Source organism: Caballeronia sp. ATUFL_F1_KS4A (genome assembly GCF_023630905.1).
GTDB classification, from domain to species: Bacteria; Pseudomonadota; Gammaproteobacteria; order Burkholderiales; family Burkholderiaceae; genus Caballeronia; species Caballeronia zhejiangensis.
In genome coordinates, this window is record NZ_JALQEB010000002.1 from 129,219 (window position 1) to 145,681 (window position 16,463).

17 protein-coding genes are annotated in these 16,463 nt (G+C 65.5%); 2 read left to right on the forward strand and 15 right to left on the reverse strand.

The window, feature by feature from the left end:
• Positions 1-11: 11 nt before the first annotated feature.
• Both NCS03_RS03655 and NCS03_RS03660 read right to left on the reverse strand, forming a co-directional pair.
• A complete protein-coding gene (locus tag NCS03_RS03655) occupies positions 12-737 on the reverse strand; it encodes a fimbrial biogenesis chaperone (protein WP_034472900.1) in 726 nt (241 codons plus the stop codon).
• 104 nt (positions 738-841) lie between these two features.
• The gene (locus NCS03_RS03660; RefSeq protein WP_008351043.1) at positions 842-1,360 is read right to left on the reverse strand and encodes a Csu type fimbrial protein; all 519 of its coding nucleotides are present in this window, start codon (positions 1,358-1,360) and stop codon (positions 842-844) included.
• Between the two features lie 319 nt (positions 1,361-1,679).
• On the opposite strand from NCS03_RS03660, the gene NCS03_RS03665 reads away from it, so the two are divergent.
• The gene (locus NCS03_RS03665; protein ID WP_250528772.1) at positions 1,680-3,140 is read left to right on the forward strand and encodes a lytic polysaccharide monooxygenase; all 1,461 of its coding nucleotides are present in this window, start codon (positions 1,680-1,682) and stop codon (positions 3,138-3,140) included.
• 43 nt (positions 3,141-3,183) lie between these two features.
• On the opposite strand, the gene NCS03_RS03670 is transcribed toward NCS03_RS03665, so the two are convergent.
• Positions 3,184-4,044, reverse strand: coding sequence for a 2OG-Fe(II) oxygenase (locus NCS03_RS03670; protein ID WP_008351040.1), 861 nt, complete (start codon positions 4,042-4,044; stop codon positions 3,184-3,186).
• Between the two features lie 163 nt (positions 4,045-4,207).
• Between NCS03_RS03670 and NCS03_RS03675 the strand changes: the two genes are divergently transcribed.
• Positions 4,208-5,035, forward strand: a complete 828-nt coding sequence (locus tag NCS03_RS03675) for a lytic transglycosylase domain-containing protein (protein ID WP_250528773.1) — start codon at positions 4,208-4,210, stop codon at positions 5,033-5,035.
• Between the two features lie 53 nt (positions 5,036-5,088).
• Here the strand turns inward: NCS03_RS03675 and NCS03_RS03680 are convergent, their stop codons facing one another.
• From NCS03_RS03680 to gspG, 12 genes are read right to left on the reverse strand one after another with little or no spacing between them, the layout of a single operon-like run.
• On the reverse strand, positions 5,089-7,143 hold the full coding sequence (locus NCS03_RS03680) for a glycoside hydrolase family 19 protein (protein ID WP_250528774.1): 2,055 nt from the start codon (positions 7,141-7,143) through the stop codon (positions 5,089-5,091).
• Between the two features lie 52 nt (positions 7,144-7,195).
• Positions 7,196-7,708 carry a type II secretion system protein gene (locus tag NCS03_RS03685; protein ID WP_008351032.1) on the reverse strand — a complete coding sequence of 171 codons (513 nt, stop codon included), beginning with the start codon at positions 7,706-7,708 and terminating at the stop codon, positions 7,196-7,198.
• A complete protein-coding gene (locus NCS03_RS03690) occupies positions 7,683-8,060 on the reverse strand; it encodes a type II secretion system protein (RefSeq protein WP_008351031.1) in 378 nt (125 codons plus the stop codon). Before NCS03_RS03690 ends, NCS03_RS03685 begins: the two co-directional genes overlap by 26 nt.
• Positions 8,061-8,065: 5 nt before the next feature.
• Positions 8,066-8,533, reverse strand: coding sequence for a type II secretion system protein (locus NCS03_RS03695; protein ID WP_008351029.1), 468 nt, complete (start codon positions 8,531-8,533; stop codon positions 8,066-8,068).
• A 22-nt stretch (positions 8,534-8,555) separates the two neighbouring features.
• Positions 8,556-10,535: a secretin GspD/PilQ domain-containing protein gene (locus NCS03_RS03700; protein WP_250528775.1), complete on the reverse strand. Its 1,980-nt coding sequence runs from the start codon at positions 10,533-10,535 to the stop codon at positions 8,556-8,558.
• The gene (locus tag NCS03_RS03705) at positions 10,532-11,095 is read right to left on the reverse strand and encodes a hypothetical protein (RefSeq protein WP_034474455.1); all 564 of its coding nucleotides are present in this window, start codon (positions 11,093-11,095) and stop codon (positions 10,532-10,534) included. The genes NCS03_RS03700 and NCS03_RS03705 overlap by 4 nt, the downstream gene beginning before the upstream one ends.
• On the reverse strand, positions 11,092-11,616 hold the full coding sequence (locus tag NCS03_RS03710; RefSeq protein WP_175981731.1) for a hypothetical protein: 525 nt from the start codon (positions 11,614-11,616) through the stop codon (positions 11,092-11,094). The genes NCS03_RS03705 and NCS03_RS03710 overlap by 4 nt, the downstream gene beginning before the upstream one ends.
• A complete protein-coding gene (locus NCS03_RS03715; protein WP_250528776.1) occupies positions 11,613-12,284 on the reverse strand; it encodes a hypothetical protein in 672 nt (223 codons plus the stop codon). Before NCS03_RS03715 ends, NCS03_RS03710 begins: the two co-directional genes overlap by 4 nt.
• Positions 12,281-13,123, reverse strand: a complete 843-nt coding sequence (locus tag NCS03_RS03720) for a hypothetical protein (RefSeq protein ID WP_250528777.1) — start codon at positions 13,121-13,123, stop codon at positions 12,281-12,283. Before NCS03_RS03720 ends, NCS03_RS03715 begins: the two co-directional genes overlap by 4 nt.
• Before the next feature lie 12 nt (positions 13,124-13,135).
• Positions 13,136-14,779, reverse strand: a complete 1,644-nt coding sequence (locus tag NCS03_RS03725; protein WP_008351022.1) for a GspE/PulE family protein — start codon at positions 14,777-14,779, stop codon at positions 13,136-13,138.
• 3 nt (positions 14,780-14,782) lie between these two features.
• On the reverse strand, positions 14,783-15,967 hold the full coding sequence (locus NCS03_RS03730; protein WP_034474466.1) for a type II secretion system F family protein: 1,185 nt from the start codon (positions 15,965-15,967) through the stop codon (positions 14,783-14,785).
• Positions 15,968-15,984: 17 nt separating this feature from the next.
• Complete coding sequence (gene gspG / locus NCS03_RS03735) at positions 15,985-16,455, reverse strand: type II secretion system major pseudopilin GspG (protein ID WP_008351020.1); 471 nt, start codon at positions 16,453-16,455, stop codon at positions 15,985-15,987.
• Positions 16,456-16,463 lie beyond the last annotated feature (8 nt).

Sequence of the window (16,463 nt, forward strand, 5' to 3'; positions counted from 1 at the left end):
TGCGCAAGCGATCAAGGTCCGCCGCTCTCGCCGAGCCGCTCCGTGACGGCCGAGCCGTTGACCGTCGCCGCGACGTCCGCCGGCTTGCCGCGCAAGGCGCTCGCGGCGGCGGGCAGCGCCCACGCGCGCACGCGGCCCGGCAGGACGTAGCCGAGCAGGCCCGCGGAAATCGGAATATCCGCGCCGCCGTTTTTCAGCGATACCGCGCTCAACTGCGCATGGATCGCCCCGCTGTTCGAGACGAGCAGAAACGGCTTGCCGTTTCTCTCGACGATGCTCCATTGCAGCTTCGGCTTGCCCGCTTCACCGGCTGGCGAAATAAATAGTGGTACAGAATATCGAAAGCGAAACTGAACGTTCGCACCGGCGGTCGCGCCTTCCGGCGGCAATTCATCGATGAGCAGACGATACGCGCGCTCCTGCTGCAACGGCTCCATGCTCGCGCGAATCACGCGGATGACCTGCTGTCCGCCCGCGGCCACTTCGGCGATAGGCGGGCTCGCGACGATCTCGCGCGTCGGCGTCAGCTTGTCCTGTTCATCGGCCTGATCCCAGACGAACGCGCGCACTTGAGCGTGGATCGGTTCGTCGCCGCCGTTGCTCAGGTTGATGACTTTGCCGTTCTCCGCGGCAGTGAGCTGGATCGTTACCGGGGAGATTTGCAATGAAGCGGCGAGCGTCGCGGAGCATTGCAGAAAGAGAAAAACCGCGCAGACGCGCGGTAGCAAGGTGGGCATCGTCGGTCTCCTTATGTCATCCCGACTATCCCATTGATATAGATTTATCTGCGAACAAGCAAGCGTCGCGCTGAGTGCGAGATGCTTGCGGCGCGATGCGAGGTTTAGAACACGACCGTCGCGGTGATGGTCGACGAATACGCGCCAGCCGCGGGCGTGTTCTGCGTCGGCACGCGGCCATAGACCGGGATGGTTTGCGCGCCGCCGTCGCCGGTGCCCGCGACCGTGTCGGTGTCCGCCGTGTTGCCCCAGACCTGCGTGCGAGCGATATCGCGATACAGGTTGAACGAGACGAATGCGTCGCCTGCTGCGTTGCCCATCTTGCGATCCGATATGGCCGAACCGGTGGCGGTGCCCGCGTCGAGGGCGACGGTGTAGGGCGTGCCCTTGGTGCAGGTGACCGACAGGCTGGCGTTCTGATCGATGTTCTGCGTGAGCACGCCGGTGCTGCCGAAATCCAGCGGATTGGCGGCGATCGAGCAATCGTCCTGAACCGTCAGCGTGACGTCGAAAGTCGCGGTCTTGCTCGTGGCGGCGAAGGCATTCTGCGAACCGACGGCGCCGAGCGTGGCGGCGCTTGCAACGATGGCAATGACGGCGGCTTTCTTGAACAGGTTACGCATGAGGAACACTCCTGAGATCGAAAAGATGACTGATGCTGAATCGCGCTGGCGTCGCGAGGACATGGATGAATCATAGGGAATACGCGATTAAGACTGAATGAGACGACTCTTAATTGAGATAGGCAGGCGCGGTGTTTCGCTTGTTGGGGTTATGTCGTGGGAGTTATTGAGATTGATGCGTGCCGCGAATCACTGGCTGCCGGCACGGAGCATCTTCGTGCTAACTCATCTCGATTGCGCCTTCTAGAATGAAGAGCGATCGGGCGCGGTTCGACGATTTGAATTAGATATGCGAAGCAAATCAAAAATGGGGATTGTCATGTTCGCTGAGAAGTGGAAATTGACGTTCGTGCTGCTTCCGTTGGCCGTGCCGTGTGCGGTGTCGGCGCACGGTACGATCGAGACGCCGATCAGCCGCGTCTATTCGTGCTACCTCGAGGGCCCGGAAAGCCCGACGTCGGCGCCGTGCAAGGCTGCGGTCGCGGTGGCGGGGCCGTCGTTTCTGTACGACTGGGCTGGCGTGAATCAACTGCCCAATGGCGATCACAAGGCTTTCGTGCCCGACGGGCATCTGTGCAGCGGCGGCAAGACCAACTACTACGGTCTGGATCTCGGCCGAAGCGACTGGCCGGCCACGACGATCTCGGCCGATCTGAGCGGAAACTACACATTCGTCTGGTACGCGACCGCGCCGCACGTCACGCGCTACTTCCAGATGTACATGACCTCGGACGGCTACGATTTCAATCAGCCGTTGAAATGGTCCGATCTCGACAGCAAGCCGTTCTGCGAACTCAACAGCGCGACGCTCGACAACGGGCGCTACAAGCTGCAATGCAAGCTGCCCGCGGGCAAAACGGGCAGGCGGATCATTTACACGATCTGGCAGCGCAACGACAGCGCCGAAGCGTTCTATGCGTGCAGCGACGTGGTCATCAACGGCGCGCGCACGACCTGGCGCGAGATGCGTCCGATCCCGACGACCGCGCTGGATCAACCGGCGGGCATGAAGATCACGCTGCGGGTCTTCGATGCGGACGGGCACGATCTGGAATCGATCGGCTATACGGTGACGGCGCAGACGACGGCCGCTGCGGACTGGGTGTATGCGATGGCGCAGAAGGTCAACTCGGATGCGAAGCATGTGCGGCTGGGGCTGATCGACAACAACGGCAACATCGTGCCGCAGAAGACGATGTCGGCGAACCGCATCTACGTCGACAGTCCGCAGGACTACAACTTCGCGGTCGATTACACCGGCGCGCCGGCACCCGCGCCTTCACCTACGCCGACGCCTTCACCTGCGCCCACGCCAACGCCAACGCCCACGCCAACGCCAACGCCAACGCCAACGCCCACGCCCACGCCAACGCCAACGCCAACACCTACGCCCGCACCGGCGCCAACGCCGACACCAACCCCCGCCCCCTCACCCAGCGCAGGAGGCGCGACATGCGCCATCGCGTGGCAGTCGGGCACGATCTACAAGGCGAAGGAAAACGTATCGGTGAGTGGCCGCAACTACAGCGCGCGCTGGGAGAACTCCGACGATCCCTCGCGCAATTCGGGCAGCGGCAAATCGTGGCAGGACCTGGGCGCGTGTTCGGGACAGACGTTGCTCGCGTGCGCCGCGCCGTGGAGCGCGAGCAAGACCTACGCGACCGCGGGCACGACGGTCAGCTACAACGGCATGAACTATCGCAACAAGTGGTGGAGCGCCAACGCCGATCCGGCGACGAACTCGGACGGCGCCTGGGAAAAAGTCGGAGCCTGCAAATGAGAGAGGGGGAGCGCGGCGCCCGCATCGAGGCGTCGCGCAAGTCTCATGCTTCAGCGCGAAAACGCCCGCGCCGGATCCACTTCGTCGCGATCCACTTCTCGCCTTTTTCGACGGGCGTGCCCGCGTGCAGCGTTTTTGGATCGCTTTGTCCGAGTTCGTTGACGTATTCGAAATAGAGCGCGCTGCCGCGCCGCGGATGAATCGCGAGTCCGATGTCCGGAAACGTCGTGTCGCCGCCTTGCTCGACTTCGTTGAGATAGAGGATGACCGTCGCGATGCGCTGCCCGCCGCGCTGCATGTGATGTTTGCTGCCGGCCTGCTCTTCGGGGAAGTAGTCGTAATGCGGGCGATATTCGCCGCCCATGCCGTATCGAAGGATATGCAGATCCTCGCCGTTCTCTACCGGCTGGCGAAACAGTTCGGCGATCCTTCGGTCGATCGTTTCGACGAGCGCATCCGTCGATGCATTGACGAACGCGCCTTCGCTCCTGCGTTCTTCGATGGTGATCTCCTTGCCCGAATCCGGATCGACGACGGACGAGCGCTGCACATGCTCGCGGCCGATCTCGATCAGCCGGTCGCATTCGGTGTCGTCGAGCACGTCGGCGACGAGCGCGATCACCGGCTGTTCGCTGCTGAAGACCTTGGGCGCGGATCGATCGCTCGCGGTCAGCACGCGCGCCTGCGGCAGCATCGGCGTGCCGTAGAGATAGTCGGGCGATGTTTCATCGTCGGCTTGAGGCGCGTCGCCGGCAAGATGGCGCGCGAGCAGCAGGCGCGCGGTGTTCGGATGGAACGCGGCGGCGATCATCGCGTCGATCAGCGACTGATGCGTGCAGCCGCGGCGGATGTTGTCGTCGAGCCAGTTCTTCCATGTCGAATCGAAGCGGGGAATCGTGCTCATGGCGGCTTTCCGAGTATCACTAAACGATCGGTCCTTTCATGGAAGCACAAAAGCATCTGAATAACAACGGCGCGATTGAAACAGCCGCGCGGCTCGCGCAAAGCGAACTATGCTTTCTCAAGGCGCGGCATCGGGCCGTGTCGGATGAGGGATGAATCGCGCCATGCGAAGCGCATCGTTGAGGATCGAAGGCCGCCCTGTGATCGCCGTGTTGCTGGCGATCGGATGCCTCGCGCTTGGCGAGCGCGCGCGCGCCGCGTCGATGCTGCGATGCGAGTCCGATGACAACACGGTCACGTATGTCAGCACGCGCATCGAAAACGCAAAGTGCATCCGCGTGAACATGAACTGGCAGTGGACGCCGCCTGCAGCGTCATCCGCATCGATGGCGTCGGCCGCGCCGCCCGCCGCGCCGCTCACGCGACGTCAGACCACGGCGCGCATCTACAGCTATGTCGCAGACGGCGTGCGCCACTTCGTGTCCAGGAAACCGGCCGGCGTTGCGGCGAACGTAACGGTCATCGAGTTGCGTTTCATGGAGACGTGCAATCTGTGCTCGCCCGGCGATGACGTCAACGTTGCGGGGCTCGCGCTCGACACGCGTTCCTACGGACGCGAAATCGATGCCGCCGCCGCGTCGTTCAACGTCGACAGCGCGCTCGTGCGCGCGGTGATTCACGCGGAATCGGCGTATCGCGCGAACGCGATCTCCCGCGCGGGCGCGCAGGGCCTCATGCAACTGATGCCGGCGACGGCGACGCGCTTCAACGTCGGCGATCCGTTCGACGCGGCGCAAAACATTCGCGGCGGCGTGCAGTATCTGTCGTGGCTGCTCAGGCGCTTCAACAACAATCTCGATCTCGCGCTGGCCGCGTACAACAGCGGCGAGGCGGCCGTCGATCGCTACAACGGCGTGCCGCCATACAACGAGACGCGCACCTATGTGTCGCGCGTGAAGACGCTCGCCGAGCGTTATCGCGACGGGCGCTGAACGCTTCACGCGTTCCCTCGCGCGGATGTTGCCGCGAGGGAACGCGCCGGCGCTTACTTCGTGTTGTCGACTTCGACCTTGCCGTTGTATGTCACCTTGCCGCGGAAGAAGTAGTCCGTGCACGCCTTGTAATCGCCCGGATTGATGAGCGAGAAGGGCATCTGATAGTCGACCAGCTTGCATCCCGTCGCCGGCTTGCCGTTGATCCACGAATAGTCCTTGTCGAGATACGCCTTGATCGCGGCGGCCGAGCCTTCGTTGAAGCCTTTCATGTTGGCGCAGCCGAGCGGTTCGTCGGCGGGAATGGTCACGCCCAGCTCGCGCGTGAACTCCTTGTACGCGTTGATGCGGTTCGTCACCTGCGATTTTTCCGCGCCGCCGCCGCCGCACTCGATCCCGCCGTTGATGATGAACACCGTCGCGCCGAAGCCCGGCTTCATGTTGTTGCCGATATCGACGGCGTTCGGTTTCCAGGTTCCGTCGACGGCCCAGGTCATCGGCGGCTTGGGCGTTTGCGGCGTCACGGCGAACCAGATCGCGGATGCGAAGTTGAGCCACGTATCGGCGACGCGTCCGGGATTGTCGAGCAGGATGTTGACGTCGCCATACAGCGCCTGCGAGAACGGGCCGAAGTTGTAGTTCCACGAGAGCTGCTTCGCGCCGCGCCCGAAGTAGTCGAGATACTTGCCCGAGGCATTCTTCGCGCACGGATAGAAGATCCAGTTCGTCGCGTGCGAGCCGGGGATGCACTGCTGATACGCGCCGACCGCCGAGCCTTCCGTGTATCCCGATTCGCGCAGGAACCACAGCCCTTGCTGCCAGAAGGGAATCGGCGTGTTTTGCGGCATCGTCGCGAGTACCGGGTTGTTGTGCTCGGCGTCGTTCGAGCGCGCTTGCGCCGGCGTCAGCGAATTCCAGTTCGCGCCGGTTTCCTGCACGAAGTGCGCGAACGATGTGGCGAGCAGCTTGCGACAGATGGCGTCGGCGTCGCGTCCGTCCGTGTAGTCGCCGCAGTAGGCCGGGAATTTAGCGATGCCGCGCAGGAAGTTCACGTACGAATAAGCGATGTTGCGTACAGGGAAGAGCGCGTCGAACTTCGCTTCGGGGATGATCGCTTCGACGCGCTTCACGTTCGACGGATTGGCGGCGCGTTTCGGCACGACGGCGTTGACTTCGTCGTCGGGCAGCACGCGCAGGGCGTCGCGCAGCGTCGCGATCTGGCCGCCGGATTGGTCGATCAGCGCTTTCTCGGACGCGTTGAACTGGGCCTGCGTCGGGTAATCGGCGGGCGCGGGGATGTAGGTGATTTGAGGTTTGTAGGACGCGGGGGTTGGCGTTGGGGCTGGCGTTGGGGTTGGCGCTGGCGTTGGCGCTGGCGTTGGCGTCGGAACCGGAGTGGGCACAGGTACGGGCGTCGGCGTCGGCGTGGGCGTCGGCGTCGGCGTGGGCACCGGCACCGGAGTCGGCGTGGGCGTTGGAGTCGGAACAGGCGTCGGCGCAGGAACAGGCGTCGGCGCAGGAACAGGCGTAGGCGTAGGAACGGGCGTCGGGCTCGGCGTTGCGCCGCTGCACGCGCCGAGGTCTTCCCACACGCCATACGCGCCCGATTGCGCGGGATTGTCGCCCTGCGTCCACCACTTGTTTCGATAGTTCCGCCCGTTGTACGTCACGCGCGTGTTCGCCTGCGCATAAACCTGACTCGCGGACCACGCCGTGTAGCAGCCGGACGGTGCTGGTGTCGGCGTTGGCGTTGGTGTCGGCGTTGGTGTCGGAACCGGCGTCGGCGTCGGCGTGGGCGTCGGAACAGGCGTCGGAGTCGGAACCGGAACCGGAGCAGGAACCGGCACAGGCGTCGGAGCCGGAGCCGGCGCAGGCGTCCCCGCCGCGCCGACATCCTTCCACAACGTCGGCGACGCAGCCGGATTCCATCCCGCGCCGGGATAAGCCGTATGCGTCTGCAAAGCCTGATAGACGCGTCCGTTGTACGTGACTGTCGTGCCCGCCGAATAGGTCGTGCCCTCGGTCCAGGCCTGCTGCGCGAACGTCAGACCCGCCTGAAGCATCAGCGCGGCCGGCAGCAATGCCAGCTTTCTTCGAATCGATGTCATCTCAGTCTCTCCAGCGTGAAGGTCCGGATGCGCGCCGGACGATTGAAGTCGGCTACCGTCGGCTCATGTTCTTTTCCGGGTAGTACGTGAACTTCCATTCCGAAATGCTCGTCTGCAGCCCGAAGCTCGCATCGCTGTCGGAAAATCCGTCCTTCTTGAGCGGCGCTTCGTTCGATGCGCTGTACACGCCGTATAACTCGCCGTCCGGCCCGCGAATCTCCTGCCACGGGCCGTCGTTGGTCATCGGATCGGCATAGGCCTCGCGCAGATAGCGCTGCACGTATGACGCGCGCGGATCGCGCAGCAGATCGTCGAAGCGCTTCGGGAACGCGCCGCTCTTGTCGGCCTTGACGTAAGCCTCGATCGCCCGGCGGATCGCGTCGCCGCGGCGCAGCAGCTCGTCTTCCTTCACGCGCTGGATTTGGGTGGTCCATACGGTGCCGACCGCCATCAGATAGATGGAGATCAGCGCGACGCACATCAGCGCCCACAACATGCCGAAGCCGCGCTCGCGCTTTCGACGTGCGCCGCCGCGCCGCTCACCACGCGCTGTAATCGCTGCCATCCTTGCCCTTGCCTTTCGCGCCGCTGCGCACGTTGTAGACGCCGGGTGTGCCGTCGGCGGGCGGCTCGGTCGTCCATGCGGTGCGATTGCCCGCGACCGGGTCCATCGGTATCTCGCGCAGATAGCGCTTCTGCACGAGCTCATCGAGCGATTGCGGATAACGCCCCTGATCCGCGCGAAAGCGGTCGATGGAATCGCGCATCGCGGCGAGGTTCTGATGCAGCACGGTTTCCTTCGCCTTGTCCGCCTGGCCGAAGTAGCGCGGCACGACGAGCGTGAGCAAGGTCGCGATGATCGCCAGCACGACCAGCAACTCGATCAGCGTGAATGCGCGCAGCGCCTTCTTCCACATGGCTCTCACCACTTTCGATAGGGAACGCCGTTGAGACCGGTGCCTTCGGAGAGCGAATAGACGTCGTAGACGTCGTCGCCTTCGCTCGGCGAATCGGGCGGGCTCGCGTAGCTGCGCTTGCCCCAGGTCGCGTCGTCGGAGCGGCTCGGGCAGTCGCACATCGGGTCGCGCGGCACGCGGCGCAGAAAGTAGATGCGCGCGTGCGTCGGACTCGTCTTGTCGACGACGCCTTCGACGAGCGTTGCAAGCTTCGCCGGATAGCCCGTCTCGCCGACGGGACGGTCGATCTTGCCGTCGTCGCCGGCTTTCTTGTAGGCGTCGATCGCGTCGCGGATGCTCCACAGCGCGCGCCTGAACTCGTCCTCCCGGTTGCGCTGCGCGGCGATCTGCACGAGGGGCGCGGCGACCATCGCGAGCGCGGCGAGGATCGCGAGCGTGACCAGCAGTTCGATGATCGTGAAGCCCTTTTCCATCGTCGTCGGCCGGCTGCGCGGTTCAGGGCTGCTCGCGCGGCAGCCGCTGCGCTTCGCCGGTTGACTGAAGCGTCGGCGCGGGCGGCGGCAGGATCGCGATGGGCGGCGCGCTCGGCGGCTCGTTCGGCACGGATGGAGCCGATGGAACGGGCGGCGCGGGCAGCGGGGCTGCGGCGACCGCACCGGCCGCGACCGCCGGCGCGGCGGCGACCGGCGGCGGCAGACGCAAGCTCTCGTTGCCGGTCACGACATCGCGCTCGGTGCTGATGCGCGTTTCCGTGCCCGAATCGAACTGCATCGCGTTGCCCGTCGGCACGGCCTGATTGCGCACGATGCGCGGCGTGAGCAGCAAGACGAGTTCGGTTTCCTTCGAGTCGTCGGCGCGCGAGCCGAAGATGCGGTCGAAAATCGGCAGGCGGCTCAGTCCCGGCAAGCCCGATCCCGAGCTGCGATCGTTGCGCTGGAGCAGGCCCGCGAGCATCTGCGTTTCGTTGTTGCGCACGCTCATCACGGTTTCGGCGGTGCGGGTGCCGATCTGGTACGCGACGAGCCCGGTCGACGTCGTGATCGTGTCGGTGACATTCGACACTTCCATGCGCAGCTTCACCTGCACTTCGTCGGGACTGGCGATCACCGGCGCGACTTCCAGCGTGAGGCCGACGTCCTGATAGTTGACGCTCTCGGAGCTGAAGTTGCTGGAGAGCGTCGTCGTGACGACGGGCAGCCGGTCGCCGATCAGCACCTTCGCCTTCTCGCGATTGCGCACGCGGATGCTCGGATTGGCGAGCGTGCGCGTCTTGCCGTGCGTCTGCAAAAAGTTGATGCCGACCGGCCCGATCCGCACCAGCACGTCGCTGCTGTTGAGGTTATGCAGTTGTTCGAGCGTGACGGTGTTGTCGGGCAGCGTGGTGCCGTCGTCGATCGTGCCGGACTTGAGCCCGAACGTGATGCGGTCCGGATACTGGATACCCATGTTCAGCAGATCGGACGACGACACTTCGAGCACCTGCGCGTCGATGACCACTTCGGCGGGCGTCACGTCGAGCGCGCGGATGATGCGCTCCGCCACTTTGATCGTGTCCGGCGCGTCGCGCATGATGATCGCGTTGGTGCGCTCGTCGAGCACGGCGTCGCGCGTCTTGACCATCTGCTTGAGCACGCCGAGCACCTGCGCCGCCGTCGAGTTCTGCAGATAGAACGTCCGCACGACGAGATCCTTGTACTCGGTTTCCTTGTCGGGCCGCTTCGGGTAGATGAGGATCGAATTGCCGCTCACGATCTTGCTCGAAAGCTGATTGGCCTGGAGCACCATCGACAGCACCTGCTTGACGGGCGTGTTGCTCGCGAAGATCGTGGTCGGCGCGGTCGCTTGCACTTCGCGGTCGAACGTGAAGTTCAGCCCGGTGATGTTCGACACCAGCTCGAAGATGCTGATGATCGGCTGATCGCGGAACTGCACCGTGATCGGTTGATCGAGGTCCTTGTTGAGCTTCGGCTCGATCGATTGTCCCTTCGGCGCGAGCAGTTCTTCGCGCAGCCGGATCGCGCGCGCGTTGTCGGGCTGCTTCGCGAGCACGTCGATAACGGCCGAGAGCGCCGCCTGCGGCTGATCCAGACGCACCGATTCGGCGTAGCGCACTTCCGCGTCGATCGGCGCCTGTCGCTCGATCCACTCGATCATCTCGCGCGGGTTGTCGTCGCCGGGCGCGGCCTGCTGCGCCTTGTGCGCCCAGCCGAGCGCCTGCGCCGCGTCGCCCGCGCGGTACGCGACGGTCGCGCGTTGCAGGTATTCCATCGACAGCCTGCGCCGCAACGCGAGATACCAGCTTCTGATTTCCAGATCGTCGGGATACTGCGCGCTTTGCTGCGCGAGCAGTTCGAGCTGGGCGTCGGGCGGCATGCCCGCGAGCCGGTTTTGCAGATCCTGCCGATGCAGATCCCCCGCGCATGCCGCGATGAGCGGAATCAACAGGCAGACCGTCACGTCTTTGAGCCGGCTCATTTGAGTTCTCCAAGCGACAGCGTCTGCCGGCGCTTCAGCGGCAGGTACGTGAACTGGACTTCGCGGCGGCTGATGTCGTCGATGCGATAAGCGTTCAGCATCACGTCGCCCTTGTGCAGGAAGCCCTTCTTCTGGCAGTTCATGCAGAGCGGGAACTCGCGGTTCGCGCCGGAAATGACCACATAGAAAACGCCTTGCTGATCGAGCCAGAGCGAGCGAACCGCGAACGGCAGCGGCGGCGGCTCGGGCGGCGGCGGCGGCTTCGAAGGCTTGGGTGGTTCGGGCGGCGGAGGCGGCGGCGGTGGCTGCCAGTTCTGCGTCGGAAAGAGATCGATGGGCGCGGGTCCGGCCGCCGCGACGATATCGGCTGCGCTCGCCGCCGGCGGCGCGGAAGCGGGCGCGGCGGGCTTCGCCGTCGATGTCGCCGCTGACTGTTGCGGTTCGGGCGCCGTATCGTCGCCGCCGCGAAAATACGTGAATACGACGAGCGCGAGCGCCGCCACCATCAGCCCCAGCACCGGACGCGAGATCTTCAGGGTGCGCAGGTCGAGCCGGCTCATTTCGTTGCTTCCACGAGAAACGCGCATTGCAGGCGCACCTCCAGTTGCGTCACGCCGATATTCGGCCGCGACAGGCTGAGCCGTTCGCAGCGCAGGCCCGGCAGCGTCCGCAGTTCGTGCATGAAGCCGCGGAACTGCAGATAAGTGGCGCTGAACGTCGTCTCGACGACATAGCGCCGCAGCGACGGATCGTCCTTCTCCTGCGCGGCGAGCTGATACGTGATCTGCGGAATCGCGATGCCGTTCTTCGCCGCGATCGCATGCAGACTGTGCAGGAACACGAAATAACGCTCCTCGGGGCTGACCGGCGCGACGGCTTCGTCGGGCGAGGGTGGCGGCGGTTGCGTCAGATGGACGGCGCGCGCGTTCAGATCGGCCTCACGCTGCGCGATGTCGCGATGCAAGGGCAGGATGTCGGTCAGCGCGACGATCGCCGCGCCCGCGATGAGCAGTACCGCGAGCAGCCCGAAGGTGCCGAGCCGCCACTGCGCGCGCCGCAGTTCCCAGACGAGGCGGTTCATCGGCGCGCTCCGCTCGGATGGGCGGCGTGGCTCGCCTGGGGCCGCGCTTGCGATGCGGCCGGAGCGGCGGAAGCCGCCGATGCCGCCGATGCCGCCGAAGCCGCCGATGCCGAAGCAGCGGCCGCAACCGCCGAAGCCGCCACCGGGCGCGCGACGAACGCCTTCCACGTGACCTGCAACGACGTCTCCACCGATGGCGCCGGCGGTCCCGGCTTCTGAATCTGCCGCTTGATCGCGACGCTTTCCGCGCCGGGCTGCGCCTGAAGCCAGTCGGCGTAAGAGATCGCTTCCTGGACCGAGCGCGTCTCGAACTGCATGTTGATCTGCCGCGACGCGGTGACGAAATCCAGCGACAGCAGCGCGATATTCGGATGCCATCCGCCTTCGATCAGATCGCGCGCCGGTTCCGTCGCGTAGCGCTGCTGCGCCATCAACTGCGCCATGCGCGCGTCGCCGGACTCGCGATGCGCGTTGCTGATCACATGAAACTTCGCTTCCTGCTTCGCGATCGTCGCCTCGCGTTCGTCGAGCGCCTCGCCTTGTTCCTTGAGCGCGTCGCGATACTGCATCGCCGCGATCAGCGCGACGATCCCGACGACGAGCGCGAGCAGCCCCACGGCCGCGCCGGGCCGGTTCGGACGATGCAGGTCGATGACGGGCGCTTTCATGTCGCGGCATCCCAGGGCGCGGGCAGCCATTCGACGAGCGCGGCGTCGGCCGACCAGCGCTCGCGCGCGTCCGGTCCGCCCGGTCCGCCCGGTCCAATCACGTAGCGGCGTTCGGGCGGCGTATCGGCGCAGAGCGCGAACGCGTCGCGCAGCACGCCATCGAGCGCGCCCTCGCGCGTGCGCGTCACCGGCAATGCGATGAAGGCCGTCCATCCGCCGCCGCGCCGCAGCCCGATATGCGCGATGGCCGCGTCACGCTCCGTTTCCTCCAGCGCGACGATCGCGATCGCGCCGTCGCGGATGCGCGCCGCATGCTTCTGCATCGCGAAGGCATACGCCGGCTCGATGCCGAGCAGTTGCAGCTTGCGCGTCTTGCACAGACGCTCGATGCCCGCGCACAGCGCCTCCGATATCGCGGCGGCGAGGCGTCCCTGTTCCCACGCGCCATCGGTGACGGCGTAGCGCCACGCCTCGGTGCCCGCGCCCATCTGCACGGCCTGCACGCGTGCGGCGGCGACCCAGTCCTGCGGTTTCGGCAGCGGCTGCCACGGCAGCGCGTGATAGCGCGCGAACGGTGCGCCGACCACCACGCGCAGCGCATGCAGACCAAGGTTCGCGGGCTTCGGCGCGAGCGTTTCGATGGCCTTGAGCGCCGCGGCGACATCGTTCGCCGATGACAGCGGCATCGGCGCGCCGCCGAACGTGCGGGCGTGCCGTCCGTCGATCCAGATCGTCGTGCGGCTCATGAATGCGGGCGTTTCGATCGACGGCGCATTCAGCTTTGGCCGCTTCTTCGCGACGCTGCGCAACGCTTCGAGATGGTCCGACCAACGCGACATGATTCGCCTCCGTCAGCCTTCGACCATCGTGACGCGATTGACTTCGGCGAGCGTCGTGCGTCCGTCGGCGACCGCGCGCAACGCGATGCCGCGCAGCGGCACGAAGCCGCTCTGATACGCGAGTTGCTTCAGCTCGACGATCGGCCGCCGCTCGACGAAGCATTGCTTGATCGCATCGTTCAGGCGCAGCACTTCCGCGATCGGCTGACGTCCGAGATAGCCCGTGCGCCTGCACGCCTCGCAGCCCGCGCCTTTGCGGAAACGCCAGCCGGCGATCTCTTCGCGCGTGAGCGCCGAAGCGCGCAGCAGCGCGTCGTCGGGCGGATCGTCGTCGCGCACGCAATGCGGGCAGTTCTTGCGCATCAGCCGTTGCGCGACCGCGCCGAGCAGCGCGTCGACGAAACTGTGCATGTCGACGCCCATGTGCAGGAAGCGGTCGAGCACGGAGAAGACGTTGTTCGCGTGGACGGACGTCAGCACGAGGTGGCCGGTCAGCGCTGCCTGCACGGCGATGCCCGCCGTTTCGCCATCGCGGATTTCGCCGACGAGAATCTTGTCCGGATCGTGCCGCAGGATCGAGCGCAGGCCGCGCGCGAACGTGAGCCCTTTCTTGTCGTTGATGGGAATTTGCAGCACGCCCGGCAACTCGTATTCCACCGGATCTTCGATCGTGATGATCTTCTCGTCGCCGGTATTGATTTCGGTGAGCGTCGCGTAGAGCGTCGTCGATTTGCCCGAGCCGGTCGGCCCGGTCACGAGCAGGAGACCGTACGGCTCGTGCGCGATCGTGCGGATCGCCTCGACGATCTCCGGCTCGTGGCCGATCGAATCGAGCCGCAGCGCGGTGGCGCCGGCCTCGCCGCGTTGCTTGTCGAGCACGCGCAGCACGGCGTCTTCGCCGTGGATCGACGGCATGATCGAGACGCGAAAATCGATCTCGCGCTGATTGATGATCGCCTTGAAGCGCCCGTCCTGCGGAATGCGCCGCTCGCCGATATCGAGATCGGCCATGACCTTCAGGCGCGACAGCACTTGCTCGGCCGTGTCGATGCCCGGCGCGCTCGCCGTTTCCTGCAGCACGCCGTCGATGCGGTATTTGATGACGAGTCCCGCCGCCGTGCTTTCGATATGGATATCCGATGCGCGGGCCCGCAGCGCGTCGTACAGCGACGAATTGACGAGCCGGATCACGGGATGCACGTCGGCGGCGAGCGTGGCGAGCGTGATCTCGACGCCCGCATCGGCGCTCGCCGACGACTTGCCCTCGACGCTGATCTGCGTGAGCGCCTGATGCGCCGATTCATGCAGCGCGAGGTACGCCATCAGTTCGGCGGGCACGCAGAACGCGAACGCGAAGGGCTTCTTCACGCGGTTCATCGCCCAGGCGCGCATGTTGGCGTCGAAAGGGTCGGCGAGCACGAGCCACAAGTGCGCGCCGGGGTCGTCGGCGAGCAGGCACTTGCGCGACATCGCGTCGCCGAAAGAGAGCAGGTCGAAGCGCGGCGTGAGCGTTTCGAGCGCTTGCGCGTCGAAGCCGCGCAGGCCGAGCGTCGCCGTCACGTTATGCAGATAGTCGGCGGGATCGTGATCGGCATCGTCCCAGAATCGCTGCTGGCGCGTGCGCGTATCGGGCGCGATGTGCGCGGCTTGTTCCATGATTCACCCCACGGCTCCGGCCAGTTGGAAGATCGGCATGTAGAGCAGGAAGATGATCGTCCCGATGATGCTGCCCACCACCAGCATCAGGACGGGCTCGACCACGCGCATCAGCGTGTCGATCGCGCGGTCCAGCTCTTCGTCGCAAAACTCGGCCGAGCGCGTCACCATGCCGGCCAGCTCGCCGCTTTGCTCGCCCACGCGGATGAGCCGTTCGGCCACCGGCGTCGTCAGATTCGCGGCGGGCAGCGCGCCGGAGAGCGGCTTGCCCGCGCGAATTTCGTCGAGCGCCTGCGCGAGCGCCGTCTGCAATTGCGCGGGCAAGACCTGCGCGGCGAGTTCCATCGACGTAACCATCGACATGCCGCCCGCGAGCAAGAGGCCGAGCGTGCGGTAGAAGCGCGTCAGCGCGAAGAGGCGCTGATAGTCCGCGAGCTTCGGCAGCCGCATGAACGCTTCGAAGAGCCGCGCGCGCACCTTCTCGCTGCGCAACGACAAGCCCGCGCCGACGATCGCGCCGACGACGCCCGCGAGCAGCAGCCCGCCGTGCGCCTCGACGAGATTTCCCCATGCGAGCATCACGCGCGCGGAGAACGGAATCTCCTTCATCGACGCGAACACCTGGCTGAACTTCGGGATCACGTAGAACGCGAGAAACAGGACGATGAGCGCGCCCGTCGCGATGACGATCGACGGATACACCATCGACGACACGACTTTCTTGCGCACCACGGAGAGCCGCGCGTCGTAGTGGTGATAGCGCTTGAGCGCCTCGGCGAGATGGCCGGTCTGTTCGGCGGAGGCCACGGTCGCGACGTAGAGCGGCGGAAAGTGCGCGGGCTGCCGCTCGAGCGCGCGCGACAGCGGCTCGCCTTCGTAGAGCGCGGAGACGATCTGCGCGAGCACTGTGCGATTGAGCCCGTCGCGGCTCTTGTCGCGCAATGTCTCGACGGTCTCGACGAGGCTCAGGCCCGCTTCGAGCAGCGCGATCAGCTCTTGCGTGAAGAGCGCGCGCTCGAACACGGGCTTGCGGAACGTGAAGCCCGCCTTGCGCTTTTCGAGCGGCGTCGCTTCGATGAGCGACAGACCCATGTCGGCGACGCTCTGGCGCAACTGGGCGTCATCGGCGGCGTCGAGTTCCAGCTCCTGCTGGCCGCCGTCGCTTTCGACCCGTACGCGATATCGCATGGCGCTCACCGCGCGGATCATTTGGCGACGATGTCCGCGTCCTCGCCCGATCCGCCCGGTTTGCCGTCGGCGCCGTAGGTCATCAGGTCGTAGTCCTTGCCGCCTTCGCCCGGCGATCGATAGATATACGGCTTGCCCCACGGATCGTTCGGAATCGCGCTGCTCATGTACGGACCTTCCCAGCCCGACGTGTTGCCGACGTTGGTCATCAGCGCGGCGAGGCCGGCGTCGGTGCCCGGATAGTGCCCGGTGTCCAGCCGATAACGGTCGAGCGCGCTTTCGATGCCCTTCATCTGCGATGCCGCCGTCTTGCTGCGCGCCTTGCCCACTTCGCCGAAGAGCTTCGGTCCGACATAGCCCGCCAATAGCGCGATGATGAGCAGCACCACCAGCAGTTCGAGCAAGGTGAAGCCGCGCCGGCGCAAGCCGATGCCGGTCTGCGTCAGCTTTCCCCTCAGTGCGGCAGCCTTCGTCAAATGGTTATACATGGCAGCCC

Excerpts from the sequence above, each read along its gene's own strand:
- gspG (WP_008351020.1), bottom strand. The coding sequence starts at position 16,455 with ATGTATAACCATTTGACGAAGGCTGCCGCACTGAGGGGAAAGCTGACG.
- NCS03_RS03720 (WP_250528777.1), bottom strand. The coding sequence starts at position 13,123 with ATGTCGCGTTGGTCGGACCATCTCGAAGCGTTGCGCAGCGTCGCGAAG.
- NCS03_RS03695 (WP_008351029.1), bottom strand. The coding sequence starts at position 8,533 with ATGGAAAAGGGCTTCACGATCATCGAACTGCTGGTCACGCTCGCGATC.
- NCS03_RS03665 (WP_250528772.1), top strand. The coding sequence starts at position 1,680 with ATGTTCGCTGAGAAGTGGAAATTGACGTTCGTGCTGCTTCCGTTGGCC.
- NCS03_RS03680 (WP_250528774.1), bottom strand. The coding sequence starts at position 7,143 with ATGACATCGATTCGAAGAAAGCTGGCATTGCTGCCGGCCGCGCTGATG.
- NCS03_RS03730 (WP_034474466.1), bottom strand. The coding sequence starts at position 15,967 with ATGCGATATCGCGTACGGGTCGAAAGCGACGGCGGCCAGCAGGAGCTG.
- NCS03_RS03715 (WP_250528776.1), bottom strand. The coding sequence starts at position 12,284 with ATGAAAGCGCCCGTCATCGACCTGCATCGTCCGAACCGGCCCGGCGCG.
- NCS03_RS03710 (WP_175981731.1), bottom strand. The coding sequence starts at position 11,616 with ATGAACCGCCTCGTCTGGGAACTGCGGCGCGCGCAGTGGCGGCTCGGC.
- NCS03_RS03655 (WP_034472900.1), bottom strand. The coding sequence starts at position 737 with ATGCCCACCTTGCTACCGCGCGTCTGCGCGGTTTTTCTCTTTCTGCAA.
- NCS03_RS03685 (WP_008351032.1), bottom strand. The coding sequence starts at position 7,708 with ATGGCAGCGATTACAGCGCGTGGTGAGCGGCGCGGCGGCGCACGTCGA.
- NCS03_RS03675 (WP_250528773.1), top strand. The coding sequence starts at position 4,208 with ATGCGAAGCGCATCGTTGAGGATCGAAGGCCGCCCTGTGATCGCCGTG.
- NCS03_RS03725 (WP_008351022.1), bottom strand. The coding sequence starts at position 14,779 with ATGGAACAAGCCGCGCACATCGCGCCCGATACGCGCACGCGCCAGCAG.
- NCS03_RS03705 (WP_034474455.1), bottom strand. The coding sequence starts at position 11,095 with ATGAGCCGGCTCGACCTGCGCACCCTGAAGATCTCGCGTCCGGTGCTG.
- NCS03_RS03700 (WP_250528775.1), bottom strand. The coding sequence starts at position 10,535 with ATGAGCCGGCTCAAAGACGTGACGGTCTGCCTGTTGATTCCGCTCATC.
- NCS03_RS03670 (WP_008351040.1), bottom strand. The coding sequence starts at position 4,044 with ATGAGCACGATTCCCCGCTTCGATTCGACATGGAAGAACTGGCTCGAC.
- NCS03_RS03660 (WP_008351043.1), bottom strand. The coding sequence starts at position 1,360 with ATGCGTAACCTGTTCAAGAAAGCCGCCGTCATTGCCATCGTTGCAAGC.
- NCS03_RS03690 (WP_008351031.1), bottom strand. The coding sequence starts at position 8,060 with ATGTGGAAGAAGGCGCTGCGCGCATTCACGCTGATCGAGTTGCTGGTC.